The sequence below is a fragment of the Myxococcus sp. CA056 genome, assembly GCF_013336715.1.
Classification (GTDB): domain Bacteria; phylum Myxococcota; class Myxococcia; order Myxococcales; family Myxococcaceae; genus Myxococcus; species Myxococcus llanfairpwllgwyngyllgogerychwyrndrobwllllantysiliogogogochensis.
In genome coordinates this window covers 1,303,924-1,327,387 of the sequence record NZ_JABUMT010000002.1, presented here as the reverse complement: position 1 = coordinate 1,327,387, position 23,464 = coordinate 1,303,924, and the positions used below count along the sequence as shown (strand labels likewise).

Annotated in this window: 17 protein-coding genes; 7 read left to right on the top strand and 10 right to left on the bottom strand. The window is 70.1% G+C overall.

What is annotated here, in order from left to right; all coding sequences use genetic code 11:
- Window positions 1-25: 25 nt before the first annotated feature.
- Both HUA76_RS12895 and HUA76_RS12890 read right to left on the bottom strand, forming a co-directional pair.
- Window positions 26-3,223, bottom strand: coding sequence for a TonB-dependent receptor (locus HUA76_RS12895; protein ID WP_174454288.1), 3,198 nt, complete (start codon window positions 3,221-3,223; stop codon window positions 26-28).
- A gap of 102 nt (window positions 3,224-3,325) precedes the next feature.
- Window positions 3,326-3,928: a TetR/AcrR family transcriptional regulator gene (locus tag HUA76_RS12890; RefSeq protein WP_174454287.1), complete on the bottom strand. Its 603-nt coding sequence runs from the start codon at window positions 3,926-3,928 to the stop codon at window positions 3,326-3,328.
- Between the two features lie 195 nt (window positions 3,929-4,123).
- Here HUA76_RS12890 and HUA76_RS12885 point away from each other — a divergent pair, with 195 nt between their 5' ends.
- A complete protein-coding gene (locus HUA76_RS12885; RefSeq protein ID WP_174454286.1) occupies window positions 4,124-5,215 on the top strand; it encodes a Gfo/Idh/MocA family protein in 1,092 nt (363 codons plus the stop codon).
- 201 nt (window positions 5,216-5,416) lie between these two features.
- Window positions 5,417-6,319, top strand: a complete 903-nt coding sequence (locus HUA76_RS12880) for a DUF547 domain-containing protein (protein WP_371823466.1) — start codon at window positions 5,417-5,419, stop codon at window positions 6,317-6,319.
- Window positions 6,320-6,325: 6 nt separating this feature from the next.
- Here HUA76_RS12880 and HUA76_RS12875 read toward each other — a convergent pair whose 3' ends face one another.
- Window positions 6,326-9,181 (bottom strand): HAD-IC family P-type ATPase, encoded by a 2,856-nt coding sequence (locus tag HUA76_RS12875; RefSeq protein WP_174460979.1) that lies wholly within the window; start codon window positions 9,179-9,181, stop codon window positions 6,326-6,328.
- Window positions 9,182-9,388: 207 nt separating this feature from the next.
- Between HUA76_RS12875 and HUA76_RS12870 the strand changes: the two genes are divergently transcribed.
- From HUA76_RS12870 to HUA76_RS12860, 3 genes are read left to right on the top strand one after another with little or no spacing between them, the layout of a single operon-like run.
- Window positions 9,389-10,555, top strand: coding sequence for a HEAT repeat domain-containing protein (locus HUA76_RS12870; protein WP_174454283.1), 1,167 nt, complete (start codon window positions 9,389-9,391; stop codon window positions 10,553-10,555).
- Window positions 10,555-11,541 (top strand): hypothetical protein, encoded by a 987-nt coding sequence (locus HUA76_RS12865; RefSeq protein WP_174460978.1) that lies wholly within the window; start codon window positions 10,555-10,557, stop codon window positions 11,539-11,541. The genes HUA76_RS12870 and HUA76_RS12865 overlap by 1 nt, the downstream gene beginning before the upstream one ends.
- Before the next feature lie 56 nt (window positions 11,542-11,597).
- The gene (locus tag HUA76_RS12860; RefSeq protein ID WP_141640507.1) at window positions 11,598-12,146 is read left to right on the top strand and encodes a peptidase M23; all 549 of its coding nucleotides are present in this window, start codon (window positions 11,598-11,600) and stop codon (window positions 12,144-12,146) included.
- A gap of 65 nt (window positions 12,147-12,211) precedes the next feature.
- On the opposite strand, the gene HUA76_RS12855 is transcribed toward HUA76_RS12860, so the two are convergent.
- On the bottom strand, window positions 12,212-13,018 hold the full coding sequence (locus HUA76_RS12855) for a helix-turn-helix domain-containing protein (RefSeq protein ID WP_254614145.1): 807 nt from the start codon (window positions 13,016-13,018) through the stop codon (window positions 12,212-12,214).
- Between the two features lie 132 nt (window positions 13,019-13,150).
- On the opposite strand from HUA76_RS12855, the gene HUA76_RS12850 reads away from it, so the two are divergent.
- Entirely contained in the window at window positions 13,151-13,555 is a 405-nt protein-coding gene (locus HUA76_RS12850) for a hypothetical protein (protein ID WP_174460977.1), read from the top strand.
- A 46-nt stretch (window positions 13,556-13,601) separates the two neighbouring features.
- Here HUA76_RS12850 and tpx read toward each other — a convergent pair whose 3' ends face one another.
- The 6 genes from tpx to HUA76_RS12820 all read right to left on the bottom strand — a co-directional run bounded on the left by tpx (window position 13,602) and on the right by HUA76_RS12820 (window position 20,459).
- Window positions 13,602-14,120: a thiol peroxidase gene (gene tpx / locus HUA76_RS12845; RefSeq protein WP_141640501.1), complete on the bottom strand. Its 519-nt coding sequence runs from the start codon at window positions 14,118-14,120 to the stop codon at window positions 13,602-13,604.
- Window positions 14,121-14,138: 18 nt separating this feature from the next.
- A complete protein-coding gene (locus HUA76_RS12840) occupies window positions 14,139-15,071 on the bottom strand; it encodes an ROK family protein (protein WP_141640500.1) in 933 nt (310 codons plus the stop codon).
- A gap of 14 nt (window positions 15,072-15,085) precedes the next feature.
- The gene (locus HUA76_RS12835) at window positions 15,086-15,637 is read right to left on the bottom strand and encodes an NADPH-dependent FMN reductase (protein ID WP_174454280.1); all 552 of its coding nucleotides are present in this window, start codon (window positions 15,635-15,637) and stop codon (window positions 15,086-15,088) included.
- Window positions 15,638-15,639: 2 nt separating this feature from the next.
- On the bottom strand, window positions 15,640-17,010 hold the full coding sequence (locus tag HUA76_RS12830; protein WP_141640499.1) for a phosphomannomutase/phosphoglucomutase: 1,371 nt from the start codon (window positions 17,008-17,010) through the stop codon (window positions 15,640-15,642).
- 240 nt (window positions 17,011-17,250) lie between these two features.
- Window positions 17,251-19,194 carry a protein kinase gene (locus tag HUA76_RS12825; RefSeq protein WP_174460976.1) on the bottom strand — a complete coding sequence of 648 codons (1,944 nt, stop codon included), beginning with the start codon at window positions 19,192-19,194 and terminating at the stop codon, window positions 17,251-17,253.
- Window positions 19,195-19,394: 200 nt separating this feature from the next.
- On the bottom strand, window positions 19,395-20,459 hold the full coding sequence (locus HUA76_RS12820) for a mannose-1-phosphate guanylyltransferase (protein ID WP_141640497.1): 1,065 nt from the start codon (window positions 20,457-20,459) through the stop codon (window positions 19,395-19,397).
- Between the two features lie 124 nt (window positions 20,460-20,583).
- On the opposite strand from HUA76_RS12820, the gene HUA76_RS12815 reads away from it, so the two are divergent.
- Window positions 20,584-23,463, top strand: a complete 2,880-nt coding sequence (locus HUA76_RS12815; protein WP_174454277.1) for a GDSL-type esterase/lipase family protein — start codon at window positions 20,584-20,586, stop codon at window positions 23,461-23,463.
- Window position 23,464 lies beyond the last annotated feature (1 nt).

Below are 23,464 nucleotides of genomic sequence, written 5' to 3'. Positions count from 1 at the left end.
GTGATTGTCCTTTCATGGTGGGGGCCTAGAAGCTGAGCTTCGCGCCCAGACGGACGGAGCGCGGCGCCTGGTAGGCGGTGGGACGCTTGAAGTTGGGGTTGATGTCGGAAGTCGTGATGGGCAGGTTCGTCGCCGTGGAGATGACCTTGCAGCCCGGGTTGTTGGCCGTGAGGCACGCCGTCAAATCCTCCGGCTTGCCGCCCTGCTCAATCGCATAGACGCGGGTGAAGGTCAGCGTCTGGTCCACCGCGGTGTACTGCTGGAAGTTGAAGAGGTTGAACACATCCAGCGACAGGCTCAGCGTGTAGTCGCGGGCCAGCTTCTGGCTGACGCCCACGTGGGTGTCGAGGTTGTGGACCCAGGGCAGCCGGCCGGCGCTGCCGCGCGGCAGGATGAACGTCTCGGAGCCGCTGCGCCGGGGGTGCGCGCCCAGGTAGTTGAGCGGCGTGCCGGAGCGGCTGCGGTAGCCACCGCCAACATTGACGCTCGTCGTCCGCGTCACCTGGAACTCCCGCGCGCCGAACACCTTGATGGCGTGCGTGCGGTCACCGGGCAGCGGACCGTCACGGTTGGTGGTGAGCGACAGCAGGTCGAAGTCGCGCGTGAGGTTGGGCGACAGCTGGCCCGTGTCCGCGCGGAACAGGCCGGAGTAGTTGCCGCGCAGCTGGGACCACGTGTAGCTGGCCTGGGCCAGCCAGCCGTCGGAGAACGCCTTCTGGTAGTACAGGTTCACCGCGTCGTACTTGCGCACCGCCTCCGGGAAGTCCGTCGAGTACCCCTTGCCCGGGTTGCCCAGGAAGAAGGTGTTGCCGTCGTCACGGCTCATGTCCTCGATGACGTCGTTGAGCTGGCGGCGGGTGTACGTCAGGCCGAAGCGGCCGAGCAGCACCTCGTACTCGCCGCCCACCATGATTTCGTCCGCGGACTGGGCGCGGATGTTCGGGTCCACCGGCACGCGGTCTCCACCCTGCGCGTCCCAGGCCTGGTTGGGGCTCTCGCTGTTGCCGATGAGCTGACGGTTGCGGCTGGCCACGCAGTCCGTCACCAGCGAGTTGCGGTCGTCGGGGCGGCACGGCGGCGAGTCATACGTGGCCGACAGCAGCTGCTGCTGCGGGAAGGACAGGTCCGCCATGTCCAGCGGCACGTTCTCGAAGAAGCGCGCGAAGTTGACGAACAGCTTGGAGCGCCCCTGCTGCGTGAAGTCGTAGACGGCGCCCACGCGGGGCGACCACTGGTTGGGCAGGTGCAGGCCCACCTTGTCGTCCAGGCCCCACAGCGTCTGCACGTCGTAGCGCAGGCCCGCGTTGAGCGTGACGGTGTCCATGATGGACCAGCTGTCCTGCACGAAGCCGCCCACCGTCATCGACGTGGACGTGCCTTCCTTGCTGGCCAGGAACACCGGCGAGTCCGGCCCATCCAGGTAGCCGTACTGGTTCAGCGTGTAGAAGCAGTCGCCGCCGGTGCACTCTTGCCAGGGCGTGCCGCCGGTGCGCGCGCGGTTGTTGTAGAAGCTCATCCGCTCCGCGTCGAAGCCCGCCTTGACGATGTGGTGGCCCAACGCTTGGAACAGGTACGTGCCCATCACCTTGCCCTGGACGCGGTCCAACTCCTGCTCGCTGATGGTGCCGGGGCCACCCGTGGAGTAGGCGGTGACGGGACAGTTGCGGCGCTGCTCGGCCTCCGTGGCGCCACAGACGGACGGGTCCATCAGCGACTCGAACTCGGTGATGGTGTGGGGGCCGGGGTTGCGCGTGCGGCGCCAGGCGATGTTCGGCCGGGAGGACAGGCCCGAGTCCGACAAGAGCCCCGAGCCATCCGACGGCAGCTGGCTGTCCGACTGGTGGTGCCAGCCGACCGTCGCGTCGACGAGGAACTTCTTGTCGAAGAAGGACGAGGACTGCTTGGCGACGATGTCCATCACGCCGTTGGAGCGCCGGGTGGCGATGGAGTCGTAGGTGCCCTGGACGTAGGCCGTGCAGGACAGGCCCACGCAGACCTCCGGGTCACCGTCATCGCTGAAGGCATACTTGCCGTCGCCGCCGGAGGAGCGCGGCGTGCCGAAGACGGAGAGCGACAGGTTGTGGTCCGGGTTGAAGAGGTACGTCAGCTTGCTCATGTACTGGATGCTGCGCTCGTCCGCGAAGCGGGTGGTGCGCGAGCCTTCAATCGGCGTCACCTGACCGAAGCCCGTCTCCGGGTCCCTGCGGCGCTGGCCCACCGTGGCGCAGCCGATCGCCGGGTCCACCTCCGTGCAGAAGTCCAGCGTGCTCAGCTGCCGGTCCACGCGGATGCGATTGAACGACGGCGCCACGCCCACGTAGAACCAGAGCTTGTCCTTGAGGATGGGGCCGCCCAAATCAAAGCCGAAGTCGCCCTGGTTCCAGGGCTGACCCTGCGCGGAGATGACGGTGCCTTCCTGGCGGACCACCGTGCCGTTGCGCTGCAACGCACCGGGGGCCATGTTCGCGAACACCGAGCCGTGGAACTCGTTGGAGCCGGACTTGGTGACGACGTTGAGCACGCCACCCGTGGAGCGGCCGTACTCCGGCATGTAGCCACCGGTGATGACGTTGACCTCCTGGACGAACTCGACGGACAGCGGCGTGCCCAGCGTTCCCACGCTCGGGTCATTCACCGACAGGCCATCCACCACGTACTGGCTCTCCGGCGAACTGCTGCCGCTGACGCTCACGCCGTAGCGGTCCTCCGTGGCGCCCGGGGCCAGCTCCGCCAGCGACTCGAAGGAGCGCGACGCGGAGCCCTTTGTGCCGGGGCGGATGACGGCCATGGTGCGCAGGAAGTCCGCGTCCACGCTCAGGCCCGTCGTGCTGGAGCCCACGTCCACCGTGGGCGCCGCGCTGATGGAAATCTCCTCGCCGAAGGCCGAGGGCAACAGCTGGATGTTGACCCGGATGGTGCGGTCCAACCGCAGGACGATGTCGGCGCGCACGAAGGGCTCGAAGCCCTCGCGCTCCACGCGCAGCGTGTACGTACCCGGCGGCAACTGGGCGAGCCGGTACTGGCCGCTCGTGTCCGAGACAACCACCCGCTCACCCTGCAGCTTCGGCGACGTCGCCGTCACGACTGCGTCCGCGAGCGAACGCTTGTCATCCGCGCTGGTGATGGTGCCGGTGATGACCGAGACGCCCTGCGCGAATGCCCCCGCGCCAAAGAGCAGGACCGCGAGACACAGCCCGCGAGCAAGACCTACACGTATGGACAAAGCTGACTCCCTCCCGTGATTCAGGGAGCACTCTGTCTCAAGACACGAGAAAGCAACAATCCCTAATTAAACAGTGCGGATTGGCGAGCCGCGCCATGCGCGCTAGGTGGCGCAGGCGGCGGTTGCCTGCTCCAGGGAGCGATCAAACGCCAGCCGCAGGAAGGCATCCAGCGGGGCGCGGCCCTTCTCCACGCGGCTGCGCAGCACGGCGCCCTCCCAGGCCCCGAGCATGAAGGTGGCGAGCATCTCAGGAGCGACGTCCTTGGCGACCTCTCCGGAGCCCTGCGCCTCGAGCAGCACTTCCTCCAGGCGCGAGGACCACTCGGCGAAGGAGGCCGCCACGCGCTCGCGGATGAGGGGGCTGTGGTCGGCCAGCTCCGCGGCGAAGTTCGCCAGCAGGCAGCCGCACTCGAACCTGCCCGCGACGAGCACCTCCACCTGCGCGGCGAAGTAGGCGCGCAGCCGTCGCAGCGGTGTGAGGGACGTGTCGCGCAGCAGCGACAGGTCCGCGCTGCTGGCGCGCATGTACTGGTCCACCACCGCCGCGCCCAGCGCTTCCTTGCTTTCGAAGTGGTTGTAGAAGGAGCCCTTCGGCACACCGGCCGCGTCGGTGATGTCCTGCACGCCGCAGCCGTTGAACCCTTGAGTACGCAGGGTCTCCAGACCGGCGGCGAGCAGCTTGTCGCGAACGCTGGCTCTCGGCATCGCTCCCTTTTAGGGCCCGTGCCCCGGGCCGTCAAAACCCGCCTCGAATTCGATACAACCCCATGATACTCCACGGCTTTTGGTTGAATATGACCAGTCGTCTTGAATCCATGGAGGTCGCTCGCTAGCCTGCCGGCCGGGAGCGGAGCCCGGACTGGCGCGGTGCCGCCCCGTCACCTGCGAAGGAGTGGAGCGATGGGCAAGTCGAGCGTGTCGGACAGGATTCGGGTGGGCATCATCGGGGCGAGCCCGCAGTGGGGGTGGGCGACCTACGCGCATCTGCCCGCGCTGCAGTCCCTGCCGGGCTATCGCGTCACGGCGGTGAGCACCACGCGGCAGGTGAGCGCGGATGAGACGGCGCGCCGGTTCGACGTGCCGCATGCGTTCGCGAGCTTCGAGCCGCTGGTGGAGCATCCCGAGGTGGACCTCGTCGTCGTCTCGGTGCGCGCGGCCGAACATGCGCGGTTGGTGCGCGCCGCCATCGCCGCGAAGAAGAACGTGTTCTGCGAGTGGCCGCTGGGCGTTTCGGTGGAGGAGACGACGGAGCTGGCGGCGCTGGCGCAAGCGGCGGGGGTGCGCACCGTCATCGGGCTTCAGCGTCGGCTGGCGCCCGGCGCGCGTTATCTGAGGGATTTGCTCCAGGAGGGCTACGTGGGGCAGGTGCGCTCCGCGACGCTCCAGGTGTCCACGGCCATGCTCGGGCACACGCGGCCCAAGGCGTATGACTACACGGCGGACGCCACCAAGGGGGCCAACGCGCTGGCCACCATCACCGCGCACTTCCTCGACACGGTGCTGGCGGCGGTGGGGGATTTCCAGAGCGTGGCCGCGCTCGTCACGCGCCAGTTCGAGCACACCACGCTGGCGGAGACGGGCGAGGTCATCCCCGTCACCGCGCCGGACCAGGTGCTCATCACCGGCACGCTGAAGAGCGGCGCGGTGCTGTCCGCCCATGTCGAGGCCGGCAAGCGCAACGGCGGCGTCATCGGCTGCACCATCACCGGCACCGAGGGGGACCTGTACCTGTCGCAGGACCTCACCGTGTCCGGAGCGCGAGGCGACAACCAGCCGCTCCAGTTGCTGCCGACGCCGGAGAAGTACCTCCTGAGCGCCAAGGGCGCGCTGACCGACGACGCGCACCAGACGGCGCAGCTCTACGCGGCGTTCGCGAAGGACGTCGCGGAGGGCACGTCGCTCGCTCCCGACTTCCAGCACGCGGTGAAGCTGCACCGTTTGCTGAACACGTTCGCGGAGTCGTCCGCGTCGGGACAATGGCGGACGCTGTAGCGGAGTCTTCCGCGCGTCAGCAGCGGGGATGCCGGTGGCGCCCTCCTCGTCGGGACAGCGGCGGACGCTGTAGCGGAGTCCTCCGCGTCTGGTCACCGAGGTAGGTGGCCGGTGGGCATGGCGTCCTTCTGTGTGCTCGCCGGGCGGGAGACCGATGGGGGCAGGTGGCACAGGCTCGCGCTGGTCTATGCTGCGCGCCGCGTGGACGCTCCCCTGCCCTCCCGACGACGCTACCTGGTGGCCGCAGTGCTCTTCGCCAGCATGAGCATGCTGGCGGCACTGGCGGCGTTGCACGTGCAGGGCCTGCTACCCGCCTCCGTGCCTTCCGCCGACGAGCCCTTCCACTACCAGGGCTTCGAGAAGGTGCTGCGACACGTCCAGCCGGACGGCGATGTGGACTTCTCCTCGGTGGGGCGCGAGCGCGCGGAGCTGGACCTCTTCGTCGCGTCGCTCGCCTCGTTCTCTCCGCACAACCGGCCAGATGTCTTCCCGACGTCGGAGGACGCGCTCGCCTTCTGGCTCAACACCTACCACGCGCTCGTGCTCCAGCAGGTGGTGGATGGGTATCCCTATCTGGAGAGCGTGGAGCAGCCCTGGCCAGGGCGATTCTACTGGGCCCGCTCATGGCCCGTGGGCGGCCGGCGGATGACGCTGTGGTCCCTGCGCCATCGCATCCTCTCCGGCGAGTTCGCCGACCCGCGCGTCCACCTCGCGCTCTTCCACGCCACCCGGGGCGGCCCCCGCATGGGCAGCTCCCACTTCCAACCCGAGTACCTCGACGCGCAGCTCAACGAGGCCAGCCGCCGCTTCGTCGGCGACAAGCGCCACGTGCGCCTGGACAGGGACACCGTGCACCTGGCGCGCCTGTTCGAGACGTACCGCGAAGACTTCCTCGCCGCCCTGCCCGAGGGACGCCGGGGCAACGTGCTCCAGTTCGTCTGGGCCTTCCTTCCCGACACCTGCGAGGAGCGTCCCGGCTGCGACACCCGCGCGGACCTGGACCACGCCTGCGGACCCAAGCTGGACCGCTGCCACATCGTCTTCGAGGCCGAGGACACCTCGCTCCCGGACGCCGCCGCGCGCCCCTCGCGCACGGAGCGCTGAAGCACCTCACGCCGGCAGACGCTCGTGAGTCCCGGGAGGCGGCGTGTGCTCCTCATCCTCTCGCGAGCGGGGGCGGGAGCGGGAGCGCTCCACCGGACCGCCGTCCTTGCGTCCGCGCAGCCACTTCTCCAAACCCACCGCGGGCACCACCACCGCGCCCACCAGCACGGACAGGCCAATGGCCTCCAGCGACAGCGGCGCGGTGCCGAAGATGCGCCGCATGAAGGGCACGTACATGAAGGCGAGCTGCAGGAGCACCAGCGCCCCAATCCCCATGAACACGGAGGGATTGCTGAACAGGCCCACCTTGCGCAGCGAGCCGGTGAGCGTGCGGCACATCACCATGTAGAAAATCTGGAAGCTGATAACGGTATTCACAGCCATCGTCTGCGCCTCGGCCAGCGCCCGCGCATGCCCCACGTCCGGCACCTCGTGCTTGTACTCCCAGAGGAACAGGCCGATGGCGCCCGCCGCCATCAGCAGGGCGACGAGGCACGTGCGCATCACGATGAAGTGACTGAGCACCGGAGCGTCCGGATTGCGCGGCCTGCGCCGCATGACGTCCGACTCACGCGCCTCGAACGCCAGCGGCAGCGCGAGCGACACCGTGGCCACCAGGTTTATCCAGAGCAACTGCGTGGGCAGCATCGCCATCAGCGGCACCGGCCCCCCTCCGAAGTCCTGGATGGGAAAGAAGGCCACGCCACACAGGAGGATGAGCGCGAGCCCCAGGTTGGTGGGCAACACGAAGGCCAGCGACTTGATGAGGTTGTCGTAGACGCGCCGTCCCTCCTCCACCGCCGCCGCGATGGAGGCGAAGTTGTCGTCCGTGAGGACGATGTCCGCCGCTTCCTTGGACACCGCCGTGCCGGTGATGCCCATGGCCACGCCGATGTTCGCCTGCTTGAGCGCGGGCGCGTCATTGACGCCGTCCCCCGTCATCGCCACCACGTGCCGCCGTTGCTGGAGCGCGCGCACCAGCCGCAGCTTGTGCTCCGGCGCCACCCGCGCGAAGACATTCGTGCGCTCGGCCACGTCCGCCAGCGCCTCATCGTCCAGCGCTCCCAACCTCGCGCCCGCGACACCGGGCGTCCCTGGCTCGTGCAGCCCGAGCCGCGCGCCAATGGCCTCCGCCGTCGCGAGATGGTCGCCCGTAATCATCTTCACGACGATGCCCGCCTCGTGGCACGCCCTCACCGCCTCGATGGCCTCCTCGCGAGGCGGGTCCATCATCCCCTCCAGTCCCAGCAGCTCCAGGCCCCCCTCCGCGTCCTCCAGTGCCAGGGTGTCTCGCGTCTCCGCCAGCTCGCGCGAGGCCACGGCCAGCACGCGCATCCCCCGCCGCGCCAGTCGCTCCACCTCCTCCAGCACGGCCTCGTTCGACGCGGCGCCGTCCGGCGCGCACCGTGCCAGCACGACTTCGGGCGCGCCCTTGAGGAGCAGCACGCGGCCGCCTCGCGCGTCCTCATGCAGGGTGGCCATGAACTGGCTCTCGGACTCGAACGGGATGGCGTCCAGCCGGTGGAAGCGCGCGCGGGCTTCGTCCACGCCGAGGCCCGCCTTCTCCGCCGCCACCACCAGCGCCCCCTCGGTGGGGTCACCCGTCATCCGCCAATCACCGCCCTGCCCGTGCAGCGCGGCGTCGTTGCACAGCGCGCCCGCGAGCAGCAGCTCCCGCACGTCCTCGGGCACCAGCAAGGCGCTGAGCGGCGGGCCATCCCTACGCAGCTCTCCCCGAGGCGCATAGCCCACCCCGGTGACGGTGTAGCGCCCCGTCGGTGTCCACAGCGCCTGCACTGTCATCTCATTGCGCGTGAGCGTGCCTGTCTTGTCCGAACAGATGACGGTGGTGCTGCCCAGCGTCTCCACCGCCGGCAGCTTGCGGATGACGGCGCGACGGGCCGCCATGCGTTGCACCCCGATGGCCAGGGCGATGGTGACGATGGCGGGCAGGCCCTCCGGAATCGCCGCCACCGCCAGGGTAATCGCCACGACGACGGCCTCGCTGAGGTCATAGCCGCGCCACAGGCCCACCCCGAGCAGGAGCACGGACACGACGAGGATGGCCCCGGTGATGACCTTGGCGATGGTCGCGAGCGCCTTCGTCAACGGCGTCTGGAGGTCCGTCGCCCCGCGGAGCATCTCCGAGATTCGGCCCAGCTCCGTGGCACCGCCCGTGGCCACCACCACCGCCCTGGCCGCGCCGGACGTCACCAGCGTGCCGCCGAAGACGACGCTCGTCCGGTCGCCCAGCTCCGCGTCCTCCTCGACGGGCAGGGGCTGCTTCGACGCGGGGACGGACTCGCCGGTGAGCGCGGCCTCCTCGATTTGGAGGTTGCGTGAGGACACCAGCCGCATGTCCGCGGGCACCTTGTCCCCAGAGGCAATCTCCACCACGTCGCCAGGCACCAGCTCCGCCGCGGGCACCGCGCGCTTGTCGCCGGCGCGCACCACGGTGGCGTTCTCCGGCACCATCCGGCTCAGCGCCTCGATGGCCTTGCCCGCACGGAACTCCTGCACGAAGCCGATGACGGTGTTGAGCACCACCACCGCCGCCACCACCAGCCCGTCCGTCACCTTCCCCATCACCACCGCGAGCACCGCCGAGACGATGAGCACCCAGATGAACGGGCTGTTCACCTGACGCCAGAGCAGCCTCAGCGGCCCTTCACCCTTCTGGCGCTCCAGCACGTTGGGCCCGTGGCGCATCAACCGCTCTCGCGCCTGCTCGTCCGTCAGGCCCTCGGCGCCACTCTCCAACTGCTCGAACACGCGCTCGGGGGGAAGGGCATGCCAGGGCACGGCTCCGCGAGAAGACACACGGCCGTCCTCTCCAGAGGCGGCGGGTGGCGGCTCGTGCATGGGACTCCCCCTGCCAGACATCGGCTGTGATGGGAGGCGTCACCTCCACCTCACCCGGGAAAGCTATGTCCGCCGCTTCCGCGCGCTTCACGCCCGCCCTCGCAGGGAGCAGGCGTCGCGTCGGGCCCGTGACAAATCCGTTGCCATTCACGCATTTTCCAAGTAATCGAGAATTCTCAGTTTTAACAACCTATCGACTTTCTCCTGATGACCTTCAGAAAGCCTGGTTGGGCCCTGGTGGGCGCGGTGCTGGTGGGGGCGGCCGTCGCCCTGCTGCTCTCCCGAGGGACACCTCCCTCCGTCGAGGACAGCGCGCGCTCTGATTCCGCCGCGAGGCCGCCCTCCGCGAGCGGCGTGCTGGTCGGCACGTCTTCAGGGATGCCGTCTCCCAACGAGCCGAAGCTGGCGGTTGAACAGCTTCCCATGCCGGGGTGCTGGGACGGCCTGAGAGACCTCGACAAGACGGCCACGCTGGACTCGCTGCGCGAGGCGCTGGGTGTCGCGGTGGGCAAGCGGGACAACCTGCTGGCGACGTACCTCCAGGAGCGCCTGACGGAGGTGGTGGGCCAGGACGCGGGCCGCGGGCTCCAGGTGGTCGAGTGGGCGAAGCAAGCCAGTCCTCCCGAGCTGGGGCTCTACCTGGACGCGCTCAAGGCGGCCCCGGCCGTCCACGACGCGAAGGTGTCGGAGGCGCTGCTGAAGCTGGGTGAGGACCGGAGCATGCCGCTCCAGAACCGCTCGGCGGCGCTGGACGCGTTGGAGACCCAGCGCCGCCTGTCCCCCAGCGATTTGGCGCGGCTGAAGGCCGTGGCGCTGGACGAGACGGCGGACTCCACGGCCTGGGTGGCCACGCGCACCCTGGGCCGGGTGATGAAGGAGGACTTCGAGCGCACCGGCACCCATGCCCCGTACTGGAAGGAGCTGCTCTCCATCGCCGGCAAGTCGGACGACATGGCGGTGCGGCTGCTCGCGCTGGAGATGCCGTCGTATTCCAATCCGCTCATCGGCTCGGAGTCCTTCGACGAGCTCCAGCGCATCCTCACCACGGACCGCGAGCGCGACGTGCGGGAGATGGCGGCCTTCCGGCTCGGCGTCACCCGCGAACCGGAGGAGGCCCTGAAAATCTACGAGGCGGCCTTCGAGAAGGAGCACGACGTCTGCGTGCGCTGGGCCATCTTCCGCTTCGCCGTGCGCGCCGCCGGAGAGAAGGCGCTGCCGCTGCTGGCGAGGCTCGCCGCGAAGGACCCGCGCTTCCAGCGCGACTACGCGGAGTTCAAGCAGCTCTACGCCTCCGGCACGGTGGACTTCGCCCGCATCTGGCTGGGCAAGGGCGAGCACCACGCGTGCCTCGTCGAGGAAGGAGCGCCGCACTGATGGACGCCCTCGTGAGGAAGCACCTGGGGCGCGCGCTGCTGCTGTCGGCCCTGGCATTCGGGGGGATGTCCGCGAGCGCGGCCCAGCCCCTGCTGACGCCGTCCACCTGCACGGTGGAGACGATGCTGGTGGACGTGCGCGCCGCGCTGAAGGGCGGCTCGCCGGCGCTGCGGCGCTACGTGAAGCTGCGGCTGCGAGAGGCGGCGCTGGCCCTGCCCGTCTCCGAGCTGCAGGCCGCGCTGGAGCGGGAGCGCGAGCCGGAGGTGCTGGAGGCCCTGGGCGCGGCGCTGGCCACCAAGGCGAGCCACGCCGAGTCACCCACGCTGGTGCAGCCGCTATTGGCCCGGGCCGCCGGAGACGCGGACCCGGCCGCGCGCGCGGCGGCCGTGCGCGCGCTGAGGGCCACGCCCTCCGTCGAGTTCATGGCGAAGAACGGCGGCGTGGTGACGTACCAGCAGCTCGCGAGGGATTCATCCCCCGAGGTGCGCCAGGCCGTGGCCGACAACCTGCGAGAGGAGAGCGCACAGGTGTACTCCGGCCATGACCGCGCGGTGTCGGAGACGGCGGTGTCGGTGGCGGCGGCGACGGAGGACCCGGCAGTGGCGGCGAAGCTCTTGGGCGAGGTCTCCATGGAGGCCGTGGGCCACGACGCGGTGGAGAGCGTCACGCGGCAGCTCGAGGCGGAGGACCCGGGCCTGCGCGCGGCGGCGGCCACGGCGCTGGGAGGCGTGCCAGGGGCGGAGGCGGATGGGGCGCGGCGCTCGCTGGTGGAGACCTTCCGACGTGACGCGAATCCCGCGGTGCGCAAGGCGGCGCTCGAGGGAATCGCCCGGCTGGGTCAGGCCTCCGCGCGGCCCCTCCTGGAGTCGCTGCGGGGCGTGGACGCGAGCATGGACTTGGAAATCGACGCGTGGCTGTCCGCGCTGAAGCTCAACCTCCAGGAGTGGCACCTGCTGCTGCGCGAGAAGCAGCGGCTGCGGAGGTGACCCCTGCATCACCGCCGTAGGCAGTGCCACAGCGAAACAACCCAGAGGAGGTTTCCATGAAGGGAATGAAGTGGATGTTGGCCACGGTGGTGCTCACCGTGACGGGATGGGCCACCAGCGCGCTGTCCGCGACGGCGGTGGGCCCCATCTGTGACACGGCCGCTCGCGTGGGCTCCACGACGTACTACTCCTGCTCGGGCAGCAGCCACAACGCGCTCGACATGAGCAATGGCACGTGCAGCGAGTGGAACCACCGGGGGATGATCAACGTCAGCCGCTACTACGCCTACTACGGCGGCTGTGCGAACAACTGCAGCGGAGGCACCACCTGTAACGGCGGCGCGGGCAACTACTACGTCGTCACCGGCGCCACCGGCTGGGACTTCCGTCAGCTCCACCTGAACTCCAACGTGTCGTCCGGCTCCAAGACGTGTGACCGCTGTGCGCTGGGCCTCGTGGGCTCCACGGGCAACTCCACCGGCGCGCACGTACACGCGGACAATCGTCAGTACGGCACCCGCAAGACGGCCTGGTACACCAGCGTCGGCACCACTTGCGGCTCCAGCGCGTACTGCAGCAATCGCGTGGGTACGCCCACGCTGTAGTCGCGGTCGCCACACCCCGCGCCCCGCTCCGGTTACCCTATGGCCGGAACGGGGCGTCCCTATTTTCAGGCGTCGGAGTGTCGCGCCGCCTCGGCCGCGGCCTGGCGCAACAGCTCCCCCGTCGCCGCGTCCGCCGGGAAGAACGACTCAATCGCCAGCTCCGCCAGGGTGATGTCCACCGGCGTGCCGAACACCGTCGTCGTGCCGATGAAGGACATGATGCCTCGCGGCGTCTGGATGCGCAGCGGCACCACCACGCCCGCGAAGTCCGGCTCCGCGGATGCGCTCGGGGCCCCCATCGCTCGCAGCTCCTCGAGCAGCGCCGCCAACGTCACGTCCGCCGTGCTCGACACCTGCCGCTGCAGCCGCGTCAGCACGTGCGCGCGCCACTGCTCCAGGTTGAGGATGCGCCGGCCCAGGCCCTCCGGGTGCAGGCTCAGCCGCAGCACGTTGATGGGAGGCTGGAGCAGCTCCATGGGCACGCCCTCCAGGAGCACCCCGATGGCGCGGTTGGCCGTGACCAGTTGCCAGTGCCGGTCCACCGCGAGCGCGGGATAGGGCTCGTGGCCGGAGAGCACCAGCTCCACTGCCTCGCGCGCCGCGCCCATCCGGGGGCCATCCAGCTCGTTCTCCGAATAGACAGGCGCGAAGCCCGCCGCCACGAGCAGCGCGTTGCGCTCGCGCAGGGGCACCTCCAGCTCCTCGGCCAGATGCAGCAACATGTCCCGGCTCGGCGTGGAGCGCCCCGTCTCCAGGAAGCTCACGTGCCGTGCCGACACATCCGCGCGGCACGCCAAATCCAGCTGACTCAAGCTGCGGCGCTGGCGCCACTCCCGCAGCAACTCACCCACCGGACGGCTCGGCATCATCATGCCCCTGACACTAGGAACCCGGGGGAAGCGCTCCAATTACCTCCCACGTAATCGACTTCAAATCCCCCGGCGCGCAATTTGTGTCTCACACGGCGGCCGGATTCACCGGCGCCGCTCTCCAAGGACACACCCATGAGCGCCATACCCGCTTCCCGCACCCTGCTGGGCCACATCCTGCTCGCCGACGGTCTCATCAGCGGCGCCACCGGGGCCCTGATGTTCTTCGCCGCGGGGCCCTTGAGCGACTTGCTGGGCCTGCATGTCACGCTGCTGCGCTCGGCGGGCTTCAGCCTGCTGCCCTTCGCCGCGCTGCTCGTCTTCCTCGCCATGCGCCCGCTCGTGCCCCGAGCGCTCGTCTGGGCCATCATCGTCGCCAACGTGCTGTGGACGGTGGACAGCTTCGTCCTGTTCGCCTCGGGCTGGGTGCAGCCCACCGTCTGGGGTCAGGCCTTCACCCTGGTGCAGGCCCTCGCCGTGGCGGGCTTCAGCTGCCTGGAGCTGATGGCCGTCAAGCAGGCCCGCGTGGTGCACGCCTGAGCCGCCTCACACTCCCGCGCCTGGAAGCGGCGCGGCGCTCGACGACTCAGAGCGCCTTGCGGACCGCTTCCAGCGCGGCGTCGTAGTCCGGCTCGTGCATCATCTCCGGGACGACCTCCCGGAAGACGACCTTGCCGTCCCGGCCCACCACGAAGGTGCTGCGCGCCAGGAGGCCCAGCTCCTTCATGTACAGGCCGTACTTCCGCGCGAACTCGCGGTTCTTGTAGTCCGACAGCACCGCGACGTTGTTGATGCCCTCGGCCGCGCTGAAGCGGTTGAGCGCGAAGGGCAGGTCCAGGCTCAGGTACCAGACCTTCACGTCCGGCCCCATGTCCGTCGCCTGCTTGTTGAACATGCGCAGTTGGATGGCGCAGACCTTGGTGTCCACGCTGGGCGCCACGCTCAGCACCACGACCTGACCCTTGAGCTCCGACAGCTGGTGGGACTCGAAGAACCCCTTGAAGACGGTGAAGTCAGGCGCGACGTCGCCCACCTGCACCTGTCCGTCCCCCTCCAGCGTCACCGGCTGTCCCCGGTAGGTGACCTGGTTCTTGAACTCGGCCATGAATCCCCACTCCTCTCATCACGCGGCCAGCAACGCCGCACCAATGAGGCCGCTGTCGTCACCGAGCTCCGCGTCGGCGATGAGCAGCCCCTCGCGGGACGTCTGGGACGCCCACGCCCGCACACCATCCAGCACCCGGCGCCGCATGCCGGGACAGTGGTTCAACACCCCACCGCCCAGGATGAGTCGCGCCGGATTCAACACCGTCACCTGGTTGGCCACCGCCAGCGCCAGGAACCGCGCGGCCCGCTCATACACCTCTCGAGCCGCCGCGTCGCCTGCTTCCGCCGCCTGCTCCAGCGTCACCGGCGTGAGCTTCGTGGCGTCATTCCCCACCAGCTCCGCCAGTGCGGGCGAGCTCCCGGCCGCCAGCAGCTCCCGCGCCTGCGCGATGAGGTTGTGTCCGCCGGCATACGCCTCCAGGCACCCCTGCTCACCACAGCCGCAGCGCCGGCCATCCGGCACCACCTTGATGTGGCCCAGCTCTCCCGCCACGCCGCCCGCGCCATCCAGCAACTGTCCGCCCGCGATGATGGCGCTGCCCACGCCCGAGCCCACGAAGACCACCAACAAATCCTGGGCGCCGCGCCCCGCGCCCGCGTGCAGCTCACCCCAGGCGGCGGCGGACAGGTCGTTCACCACCTTCACCTTTTGCCCCAGCCGGTCCGTGAGCAACTGGCCCAGCGGCACGTTGCGCCAGCCCAGGTTGGGGGCGACCGACAGCACGCCGGAGTCCTTGTGAATCTGCGCGGCCGCGCCCACGCCACAGCCGCCCACCACGACGCCCGCGGACTTCACCGCCGCGGACGCCGCCTGGGCGATGGTCTCCACCACCCCGGTGGGGCTGCGCTCGTCGAGGGCCACCTTCGCCGACGCGAGCATCTTTCCCGCCGCGTCCACCACGGCGGCGCGGGCGAACGTCCCACCCAGGTCGATTCCTAGCGTCGCCATGGCGGTGTCCTTTCTCAACCCTTCACGCGCTCGAACAGCTCGGTGACCAGCGCTTCGACTTCCTTCTTCCGCGCGTCGTCCTTCAGCGCACCCTCGGGCGTGAAGGCCTCCATCGCCCGCGCCAGGTGCACCTGGGTGGGCAGCACCAGCGCGCCCACCGAAGACATCACCTGCCGCAGGTGCGGCTGCATGCGCGACGTGCCGAAGTTGCCGGGGCTGGCGCCCATGAGCGCCGCCCACTTGCCCTGGAACAACCGGCCCGGCGCACGCGACGCCCAGTCGATGGCGTTCTTCAGGCCGCCGGGAATGGACGAGTTGTACTCGGGGCTCGAGATGAGGAAGCCCTGGGCCCTGGCCACCCGCTCGCGCAGCGCGACGACGGGCGCCGGCAGGCCCTGGGCCTCCACGTCGCCGTCATAGAGCGGGACGCCGAGCGACTTGAGGTCCACGACGTCGACCTCGGCCCCCAGCGCGCGGGCCTTCTGGACGCCCACCGCCAGGAGCAGTTGGTTGAAACTGCCGCTCCGGAGACTTCCGCTGATGGCGAGGATGCGAGGCGACGACATGCTCACCCGCCCACTTCCTTCTGCACACGGGCCACCGTGCCCTCGATGAGCGCCTGGATTTCCTTGAGGCGCTCGGCCGTGTTGGCCTCGAAGCGAAGGACGAGGATGGGCTGCGTGTTGGAGGCGCGGATGAGGCCCCAGCCGTCGGGGAACGTCACGCGCACGCCGTCCACGTCGATGATGTCGTGGCCCGCCGCGCGCAGCGTCTCCGTGGCGCGCTTGACCATCTCGAACTTCTTCTCTTCCTTCGTCTCGAAGCGCAGCTCGGGGCTGGCGTACGTCTTGGGCACGTCGGCGAGCAGCTCGGACAGCTTCTGCTTCTCGTGGGTGAGGATTTCCAGCAGGCGCGCGGACGAGTACACCGCGTCGTCGAAGCCGAAGTAGCGGTTCTTGAAGAAGATGTGACCGCTCATCTCCCCGGCCAGCTCCGCGTGCTCCTCCTTCATCTTCGCCTTGATGAGGGAGTGGCCCGCCTTCCACATGATGGGCCTGCCGCCGCGCTTGGCGATGTCGTCGTACAGCGTGTAGCTGCACTTCACCTCGCCGACGATGGCCGCGCCCGGGCTGTCCTTCAGCACGTAGCGGCTGAAGAGGACCATGATCTGGTCACCCCAGAGGATGTTGCCCTGGTCGTCGATGACGCCGATGCGGTCGCTGTCACCGTCGTAGGCGATGCCCACCTCCGCCTTCTCGCGCTTCACCGCGGCGATGAGGTCCTGGAGGTTCTCCACCACCGTCGGGTCCGGGTGGTGGTTGGGGAACGTCGCGTCCATCTCGCAGAACAGGGGCACCACCTCGAAGCCCATGCTCTCGAACAGCGGGACGGCGATGGCGCCGCCGGTGCCGTTGCCCGCGTCGATGACAATTTTCATCCCCTTGCGGCCCACCTTCACCGTCTGCTTCACGAAGTGGTTGTAAGGGGTGATGATGTCGAACGGGGTGACGGTGCCGGGCGTGGCGGAGACCTCGAAGTCAGCGGCCTCGATGAGCTTTCGCAGCGCCTGGATTTCGTGGCTGTGGAAGGTCGTCTTCCCCGCGCCAATCTTGAAGCCGTTGTACTCCGGCGGGTTGTGGCTGCCGGTAATCATGGCCAGGCCATCCACCGGCAGGGTGTTGGCGGCGAAGTAGACCAGCGGCGTGGGCACGACGCCCACGTCGAAGACGTTGAGGCCCGTGGACGTCAGGCCGGCACAGAGCGAGTCGCGGAAGCGGGTGGACGACTCGCGGCAGTCGCGGCCCACGGCGATGAAGCGGCCGCCCTTGCGTCGGATGATGGTGCCCAGGCCCTTGCCCAGCAGTTCCACCACCTCGGCGGTGAGGTCCTTGTCCACCAGACCCCGGATGTCGTACTCGCGGAAGATATGCGCGTTCATGAAGGTGTCCCCGCCCTCGGAAGACCGGAGGGCATGACGGAGGGCGGCGGACTCTACACGAGCCCCGACCTTCCCGGCACCCGCCGAGACGGGGGCGCAACCTGCTGAACGGAGGCCCCTCGGGGGCCCTTCAAGTCCCTGGGGTGCCAATCAACCCCTGGATGTGCCCGCCTGTCGGGCGGGCGGCGGTACACACCGGGCCTCCACGCCCTCTGGAGGGTCTCCCGGAAGACACAGCCCTCAGTGCGTGAGGGCCTCCGCGCCAGGGGCCTCGACGGCCGGGAGGACCGCCAGACGCACCCGTCCGCGCAGCTCCTGGTAGTGCCGCAGCCAGGAGGCGTTGAGGGGGTCCAACGAGAGGGCCTCCGCGTAGCGCTCCAGCGCGGCGTCCAGCGAACCCCGCGCCTCCAACGCATGCCCCTGGGTGAAGAGCGCCCGGGCCCGCGTCTCGGCCAGGGGACGCGCCGCGAGGAAGGCCTTGCGCAGCACGTCCGCTTGCGGCTCCGACAGGCCCGCGGCGAGGCAGCGCGCCACTCCCGCGAGGTTGCCGCGCGTGGCGTCGAAGCCCGCGCGTGACACGGGCTCGCCCAGCACGCGTCCCGCGGCCTCCACCCGGCGCAGGAGCGACTCCAGGGCCTGACGTTGCCCCAGTGGAAGCGCGCGCTGACGGAACAGGTTCAGCCGGCGCAGCGCGGCGCTCGCGCGACGACGCACCTGCTCGAAGTCCTCGTGAGGCAGCGCGCCCAGGAGGGCGTACGGGTCCTTGGCCACGACGGCCGCGCGCGACAAGAGCCGCCCCAGCTCCGCGTCCGGCACGGGCTCCGCGTCCAGCTCCCCCGGCGTCACGCCCACGCCCAGCGCGCGGCCCAGCAGCGCCCGCGCCGCCTCGCCCGCGAACTGGACATAGAGGCCCGAGGCCCCGCCCCACGCCCGCGCTTCTTCACTCGTGACATGGCGGACCACGTCGCAGTCACACGCCACCTTGCGGCCCCCCAGTGACAGCTCCACGGGGAGCTGCGAGGCCAATTCCGGCAGCGGGCCCGCCCAGGTGGCGAAGAAGCCGTCCACCGTCACATCGCCCACGCGCACGGGCACCAGCTCCGTGTCCGTCGCCAGCCCCAGCCGGACGCCCAGCCCGCGCGGCGACTCCATGCGCGGCGGGTTGACCTCGGTCGGCGTGGCGTTCCCATGCGCCGCGTCTCGCAGCGCCAGGTGCAGCGGCGTGGCGCCGTCCTCGGGGAGGATGTGCCCGAAGATGGAGACGCCGCCCTTCGACGTGCGTGTGCGCGTCGACGAAGAGGGCTCCAGTCGCCCGATGCCCTGGCTCTCCAGCAGCGCCTCGCGGAAGGCCCTCGCGTTCGGGAAGCGCTCCCCGGGGCGCTGGGCCAGCGCGCGCAGCAGCACCGTGGAGAGCGCGGGAGGAACCCGCGGGTTGAGCACGTGCGGCTCGGTGGGCGACAGGCCTCCCACGCGGCCGAAGCCGAAGGGCAGCCGGCCCGTGGCGAGCAGGTAGCCCACGACGCCCAGCGCATACAGGTCCGTGCGCCCATCCACCGCGTCCCCCGCCCACTGCTCGGGCGCGAGGAAGGCGGGTGAGCCCACCACCATGCCGCACGCGCGCTCCTCCTGAGAGAGGCTGGCGGAGAGCACCGCCTGCGTGCCGAAGTCGAGCACCTTCACCTGCCGCTCACCGCGCGAGTCCCACGTCAGGATGAGGCTGTCCGCGGACAGGTCCCCGTGCACCAGCCCTCGCGCGTGCGCGGCCTCGAGCGCGCACAGCGCCTGGGCCAGGAGCAGCACCACCTCCGCCGAGGCCAGCGGCATGGGCAGGCGCGAGAAGGGCTCACCCTCCGCGTACTCCATGAGGAGGCACGGCAGTCCCTCGGGGCCCCGGCGCACATCCAGCACGCGGGCCACGTGGCGGTGCTTCAGTCCGCGCAGCGCCCGGGCCTCCGCCTGGAAGCGCGCGCGCACCGCGGGCTGGGCGGCCAGGTGCCGATGCAGCACCTTCACCGCGAAGCGATGGCCCGTGGGCTGGTGCTCGGCCAGATACACCGTGCCCAGCGCTCCGGCCCCCAGCGGCTGGCGCAGCACGAGCGGACCGTGACGCTGCCCTTCCAGCGACGGCGCCTGGGGACAGCCCGTACCCACCGGATGCTCCACCGCGCAGTGCCTGCATGCCATGTTCGCCACCGCCCCTGCCGCCCCTGGATGGGGCGGGCGGCGGTGGCACTGCAACCCTCGTGCACCCCCGGCTTCGTCACCGACTGGACAGGACAACCTCCCGACGGGACGAGAACCCGGGGAAACCCGTTACCCACGAAGCGGAAAATGTTTCAGCCCCGAGAGTGGAAGTTTCTCCAGCGCACACTGGGCGCCTGCGCCTACAGATACTTCTGAAGCTTGCGGGCCTTGAGGGCCTCGACCACCTTGCGGACGTCCTGGCTCTTCTCGCGAGGCACCACCAGCACCGCGTCGCCGGAGTCCACCACCACCACGTCGGTGAGGCCGACGACGGCCAGGGGGCGCTTGTCCGCGAGCACCACGCAGCCCTTGCAGTCCACCACCACCGCCGACGCGCCGGAGATGACGTTGCCGTTCTCGTCCGCGGGGCGGACCTCCGGAATCGCCGCGAAGGAGCCCACGTCGGACCAGCCGAAGTCCCCGGGCAGCACCGCGATGTTGGACGCCTTCTCCATGACGCCGTAGTCGATGGAGATGGAGGGCAGCTTGGGGAAGACCTTCTTCAGCACCGGGCCGAAGGTGCGCTTGCCCGCCGCCTTGCTCAGCGCGGCCAGGCCCTTCTTCATCTCCGGCATGTGCTGCTCGAAGGCGGCCAGGATGACGTCGGCGCGGAAGACGAAGATGCCGCCGTTCCACAGGTACTCGCCGGAGGAGACGTACGCCTTGGCCGTCTGCGTGTCGGGCTTCTCCTTGAACGCCTTCACGGAACGGCCGCCACCCGAGAGCGCGTCACCCACCTGGATGTAGCCGTAACCCGTCTCCGGGCGGTTGGGCTGGATGCCCAGGGTGACGATGTGCCCCCCTTCCGCGATGCGGGCCGCCTCCTCCAGCGTGCGCTTGAAGCCGGGGACGTCCGCGACATGGTGGTCCGAGGGCAGCACCACCATGATGCCCTTCGGGTCTCTGGCGGCCACGTGCACGGCGGCCAGCGCAATCGCGGGCGCGGTGTTGCGCGCCACCGGCTCCACCAGGATGTTCGCCTTGGGCAGGCCCTTCACCAGCTTCGCCGCGGCCTTCGCGTGCAACGGGCCGCACACGATGAAGGTGTTCTTCACCGTCGACAGGCCCTTGAGGCGGGCGGCGGTGTCGGTGATGAGCGGCAGCTTGGAGGCCAGGGGCAGGAACTGCTTGGGCCGCGCCTGACGGGACAGGGGCCAGAAGCGAGTGCCGGAGCCACCGGCCATGATGACGGGGTAGAGGGCCATGCGGGGTACGACTCCTGCGAGTGCCGGCTCGTCGCCAGCGGGAGGCGCCAGGGTCTTCCCCCAGCGTGAATGGCGGCGCACCATACCGTTTCGGCCTTTCCGGGAAAGAGGGGAGCCGCTTCCCATGAAGCCCCCGTCCAGGCCGTTGCGCCTCCCACCTTCCGGTCCAGACCGCCCGCCTGTCCGCCCCCCGGACGATGAAGCGGCCCCGAGCGGCGAGAGTTTTGACCCGCCCCCGAAAAGCCAGTCTCATGCCGCGCTGTTGGACTTCCTCAAGGCCAGAACCACCGGGCTGACGCTCACCCTCACCGTCGCGCTGGCGCTGGGGCTTTCGCTCGCCCCGATTCCGGAGTCGTGGCGCCCCCTGCCCAGTCTCCAGCGAGGCCCCCTGGGCCCGAAGCTGGTGGCGCTGGCGGTGCCGGCGTCCTTCACCGGAGGCCGCCCCGCCCCACCCCCGGAGATTGAGGTGGTCGCGTCGGACACGCCCAAGCAGGGCGTCGTGCCGGAAGAGGACCCGGCCGACGACGCGGGGACGGAGGTCGTGGACGCGGTGCCCACGCCCGCGGTGCCCACCGTGCCTGGCATCGGCCTGGAGGAATTGAGCGCCCCCTCGCTGGCGCGCGCCGTGGAGCTGGAGGCGCTGCGCGAGCGGATGAGCGCCCAGCACGTGGATATCGAACCCAACTGCCGCAAGGCGCGGGCGGACGGCACCTGTGAGGAAGACGGGCTCGCCCCCTTCCACCGGGCGCTGACGGAGCTGCGCGCGGACACGCGGCGCACGCCGGTGCGCGTGGTGCACCTGGGAGACTCGCTCGTCGCGTCGGACTACATCACCGACGTGGTGCGGGACAGGCTCCAGGAGCGCTTCGGCTCGGGCGGCAAGGGCTTCCTCTTCATCACCCGCCCCGCCAGCGCGGGCCGGTGGACGCGCTCCGGACGGGGCTCGGACGGCTGGGAAATCGCGCGGCTGGTGGACACCAAGTGGCCCCGCGACAGGGTGGGCTGGACGGGTGTGGCCTTCACCTCGGCGGGTGGCTCGCAGAACACGAAGTATGACGTGGAGGGCTCGCGGGTGGCGGAGCTGTTCTTCCTCGCCCAGCCCTCCAGCGGCTCCGTGCAGCTCTCCGTGGATGGCCGGCCGCTGCAGCGCATCCAGACGCGCGGCTTCTCCAAGACGAAGTCGGAGGCGGCCTTCGCGCGGGTGAACCTGCCCGAGGGCGCCAAGACGCTGACGCTCACCACATCCGGCAAGGTGGAGCTGCACGGCGTGACGCTGGAGACGGGCACGCCGGGCGTCATCTACGACACGGTGGGGCTGCTCGGCGGCATGGCGGAGGTGTACCTGCGCGCCCAGCCCGCGGCCTTCCGCGCGCAGCTTCGTCAGCGCAAGCCGGCCATGGTGGTGTTGATGGTGGGCGGCAACGAGGCGTTCTTCTTCTCGAGAGACCGGACCACGCTCGAGGAAGTGCGCGCGCAGATGAAGGAGTTGGTGTCGCGCGTGCGCGCCAACGTGCCAGACGCGGCGTGCCTCGTCATGTCGCCCATCGACGCGGGCGTGCGGACCATGGGCGGCGAGCTGGTGCCGCGCCGGGGCTCCAAGGAGGTCTCCGACATCTTCCGCGAGGAGGCGCGCCTGGGTGGCTGTGCCTTCTGGGACGCGTACACCGCCATGGGTGGCGAGGGTGCGGCTCTTCGGTGGCTGGAGGCCGGGTTGATGTTGGAGGACCTGGTGCACCCGCGCGCGAAGGGCTCCGATTTGCTGGGCCACCTGTTCGACCTGGCGCTGCAGCGCGGGTTCGCGAAGGTGCACGCGCCGCTGGTGCCGGTGGCGGATGCGCCGGGCCTGCGGGACGCGGACACCGCGCTGACGAAGACGTTCGACCGGCTGCGCCGCCGCGAGTCCGGCGAGGCTTTGCGCGTGGGCATCGCCCAGCTCGGCGCGTCGCATACCGCGTCGCACTACTTCACGGACGCGGTGCGTGGGGTGCTGACGAAGCGCTTCGGTGACGCGGGCCGGGGCTTCATCGCCGCGGGCAAGTCCTCGCCTCGGCTCGAGAACGCGCGCGTGGCCCGCGAGCTGGTGGGCGACTGGACGGTGGAGGACGCGATGGAGGCACCGCCGGGCGGACTGTGGGGCCTCACGGGCATCCGCGCCGTGGGCGCGCCGGGCGCGAAGCTGCGCATCGAGTTCTGCAAGGACTGCAAGGACGCGAAGACCTTGACCGGGCGGCTCGACCTGTACGCGCTCGACGCGCCCGACACGAAGGCTCCAGACATCCGGGTGGACGGCGAGGCCATGCCTCCGGACGCGCCGCTGCCGGAGCCGCTCTCCGCGCCGATGGTGCGCATCCGCTCCTTCCCCGTCACGGGCGCCTCGCACGAAGTCGAGGTGGTGGCGCCGGAGGGCAGTGGGGTCACCGTGCTGGGCGCCGCGCTGGAGTACGACACGCCGGGCGTGGTGCTGGACGCGCTGGGGTTGCCCGGGGCCATGGCCTCCACGCTGCGGGACATGGATGCGTCGGCGGTGGATGCGCAGCTCGCCTCGCGTCGTCCGGACCTGCTCGTCTTCTGGTACGGCACCAACGAGGCGGGCAAGGCGGACCTGGACGCGGCGGCGATATCGAACGACTACCCCGCGCTCATTGCCCGCCTGCGCAAGGCCACCGGCAACGCCGAGTGCCTGTTGATGGGGCCCACGGACCGGCTGGCGCAGGACGCGAATGGCCGCTGGACGGAGGCGCCCGCGCTGGCGTCGGTGCTGGACGCGTTGCCTCGGGTGGCGCGTGACGCGGGCTGCGCATACTGGTCTCCGCGCGCGGCCATGGGCGGCGAGCGGGCGATGCTGCGCTGGCAGCGGGCCCGTCCGGTGCTGGGCCATGCGGATGGCGTGCACCTGACGCCGGAAGGCTACGAGCGACTGGCGGCGAGCTTCGCGCGGGACTTCCTGGCGGCGTACGAGCTGCGCAAGAAGACCGAGCCCACCGCGCGCATGGAGGGGAACTGAC

What these genes read in the sequence shown, in the direction of transcription:
- HUA76_RS12890 (WP_174454287.1), bottom strand. Translation starts at nt 3,928, where the DNA reads ATGCCGAGAGCCAGCGTTCGCGACAAGCTGCTCGCCGCCGGTCTGGAG.
- HUA76_RS12885 (WP_174454286.1), top strand. Translation starts at nt 4,124, where the DNA reads ATGGGCAAGTCGAGCGTGTCGGACAGGATTCGGGTGGGCATCATCGGG.
- HUA76_RS12875 (WP_174460979.1), bottom strand. Translation starts at nt 9,181, where the DNA reads ATGCACGAGCCGCCACCCGCCGCCTCTGGAGAGGACGGCCGTGTGTCT.
- HUA76_RS12870 (WP_174454283.1), top strand. Translation starts at nt 9,389, where the DNA reads ATGACCTTCAGAAAGCCTGGTTGGGCCCTGGTGGGCGCGGTGCTGGTG.
- HUA76_RS12865 (WP_174460978.1), top strand. Translation starts at nt 10,555, where the DNA reads ATGGACGCCCTCGTGAGGAAGCACCTGGGGCGCGCGCTGCTGCTGTCG.
- HUA76_RS12860 (WP_141640507.1), top strand. Translation starts at nt 11,598, where the DNA reads ATGAAGGGAATGAAGTGGATGTTGGCCACGGTGGTGCTCACCGTGACG.
- HUA76_RS12855 (WP_254614145.1), bottom strand. Translation starts at nt 13,018, where the DNA reads ATGATGATGCCGAGCCGTCCGGTGGGTGAGTTGCTGCGGGAGTGGCGC.
- HUA76_RS12850 (WP_174460977.1), top strand. Translation starts at nt 13,151, where the DNA reads ATGAGCGCCATACCCGCTTCCCGCACCCTGCTGGGCCACATCCTGCTC.
- tpx (WP_141640501.1), bottom strand. Translation starts at nt 14,120, where the DNA reads ATGGCCGAGTTCAAGAACCAGGTCACCTACCGGGGACAGCCGGTGACG.
- HUA76_RS12840 (WP_141640500.1), bottom strand. Translation starts at nt 15,071, where the DNA reads ATGGCGACGCTAGGAATCGACCTGGGTGGGACGTTCGCCCGCGCCGCC.
- HUA76_RS12835 (WP_174454280.1), bottom strand. Translation starts at nt 15,637, where the DNA reads ATGTCGTCGCCTCGCATCCTCGCCATCAGCGGAAGTCTCCGGAGCGGC.
- HUA76_RS12830 (WP_141640499.1), bottom strand. Translation starts at nt 17,010, where the DNA reads ATGAACGCGCATATCTTCCGCGAGTACGACATCCGGGGTCTGGTGGAC.
- HUA76_RS12825 (WP_174460976.1), bottom strand. Translation starts at nt 19,194, where the DNA reads ATGGCATGCAGGCACTGCGCGGTGGAGCATCCGGTGGGTACGGGCTGT.
- HUA76_RS12820 (WP_141640497.1), bottom strand. Translation starts at nt 20,459, where the DNA reads ATGGCCCTCTACCCCGTCATCATGGCCGGTGGCTCCGGCACTCGCTTC.
- HUA76_RS12815 (WP_174454277.1), top strand. Translation starts at nt 20,584, where the DNA reads ATGAAGCCCCCGTCCAGGCCGTTGCGCCTCCCACCTTCCGGTCCAGAC.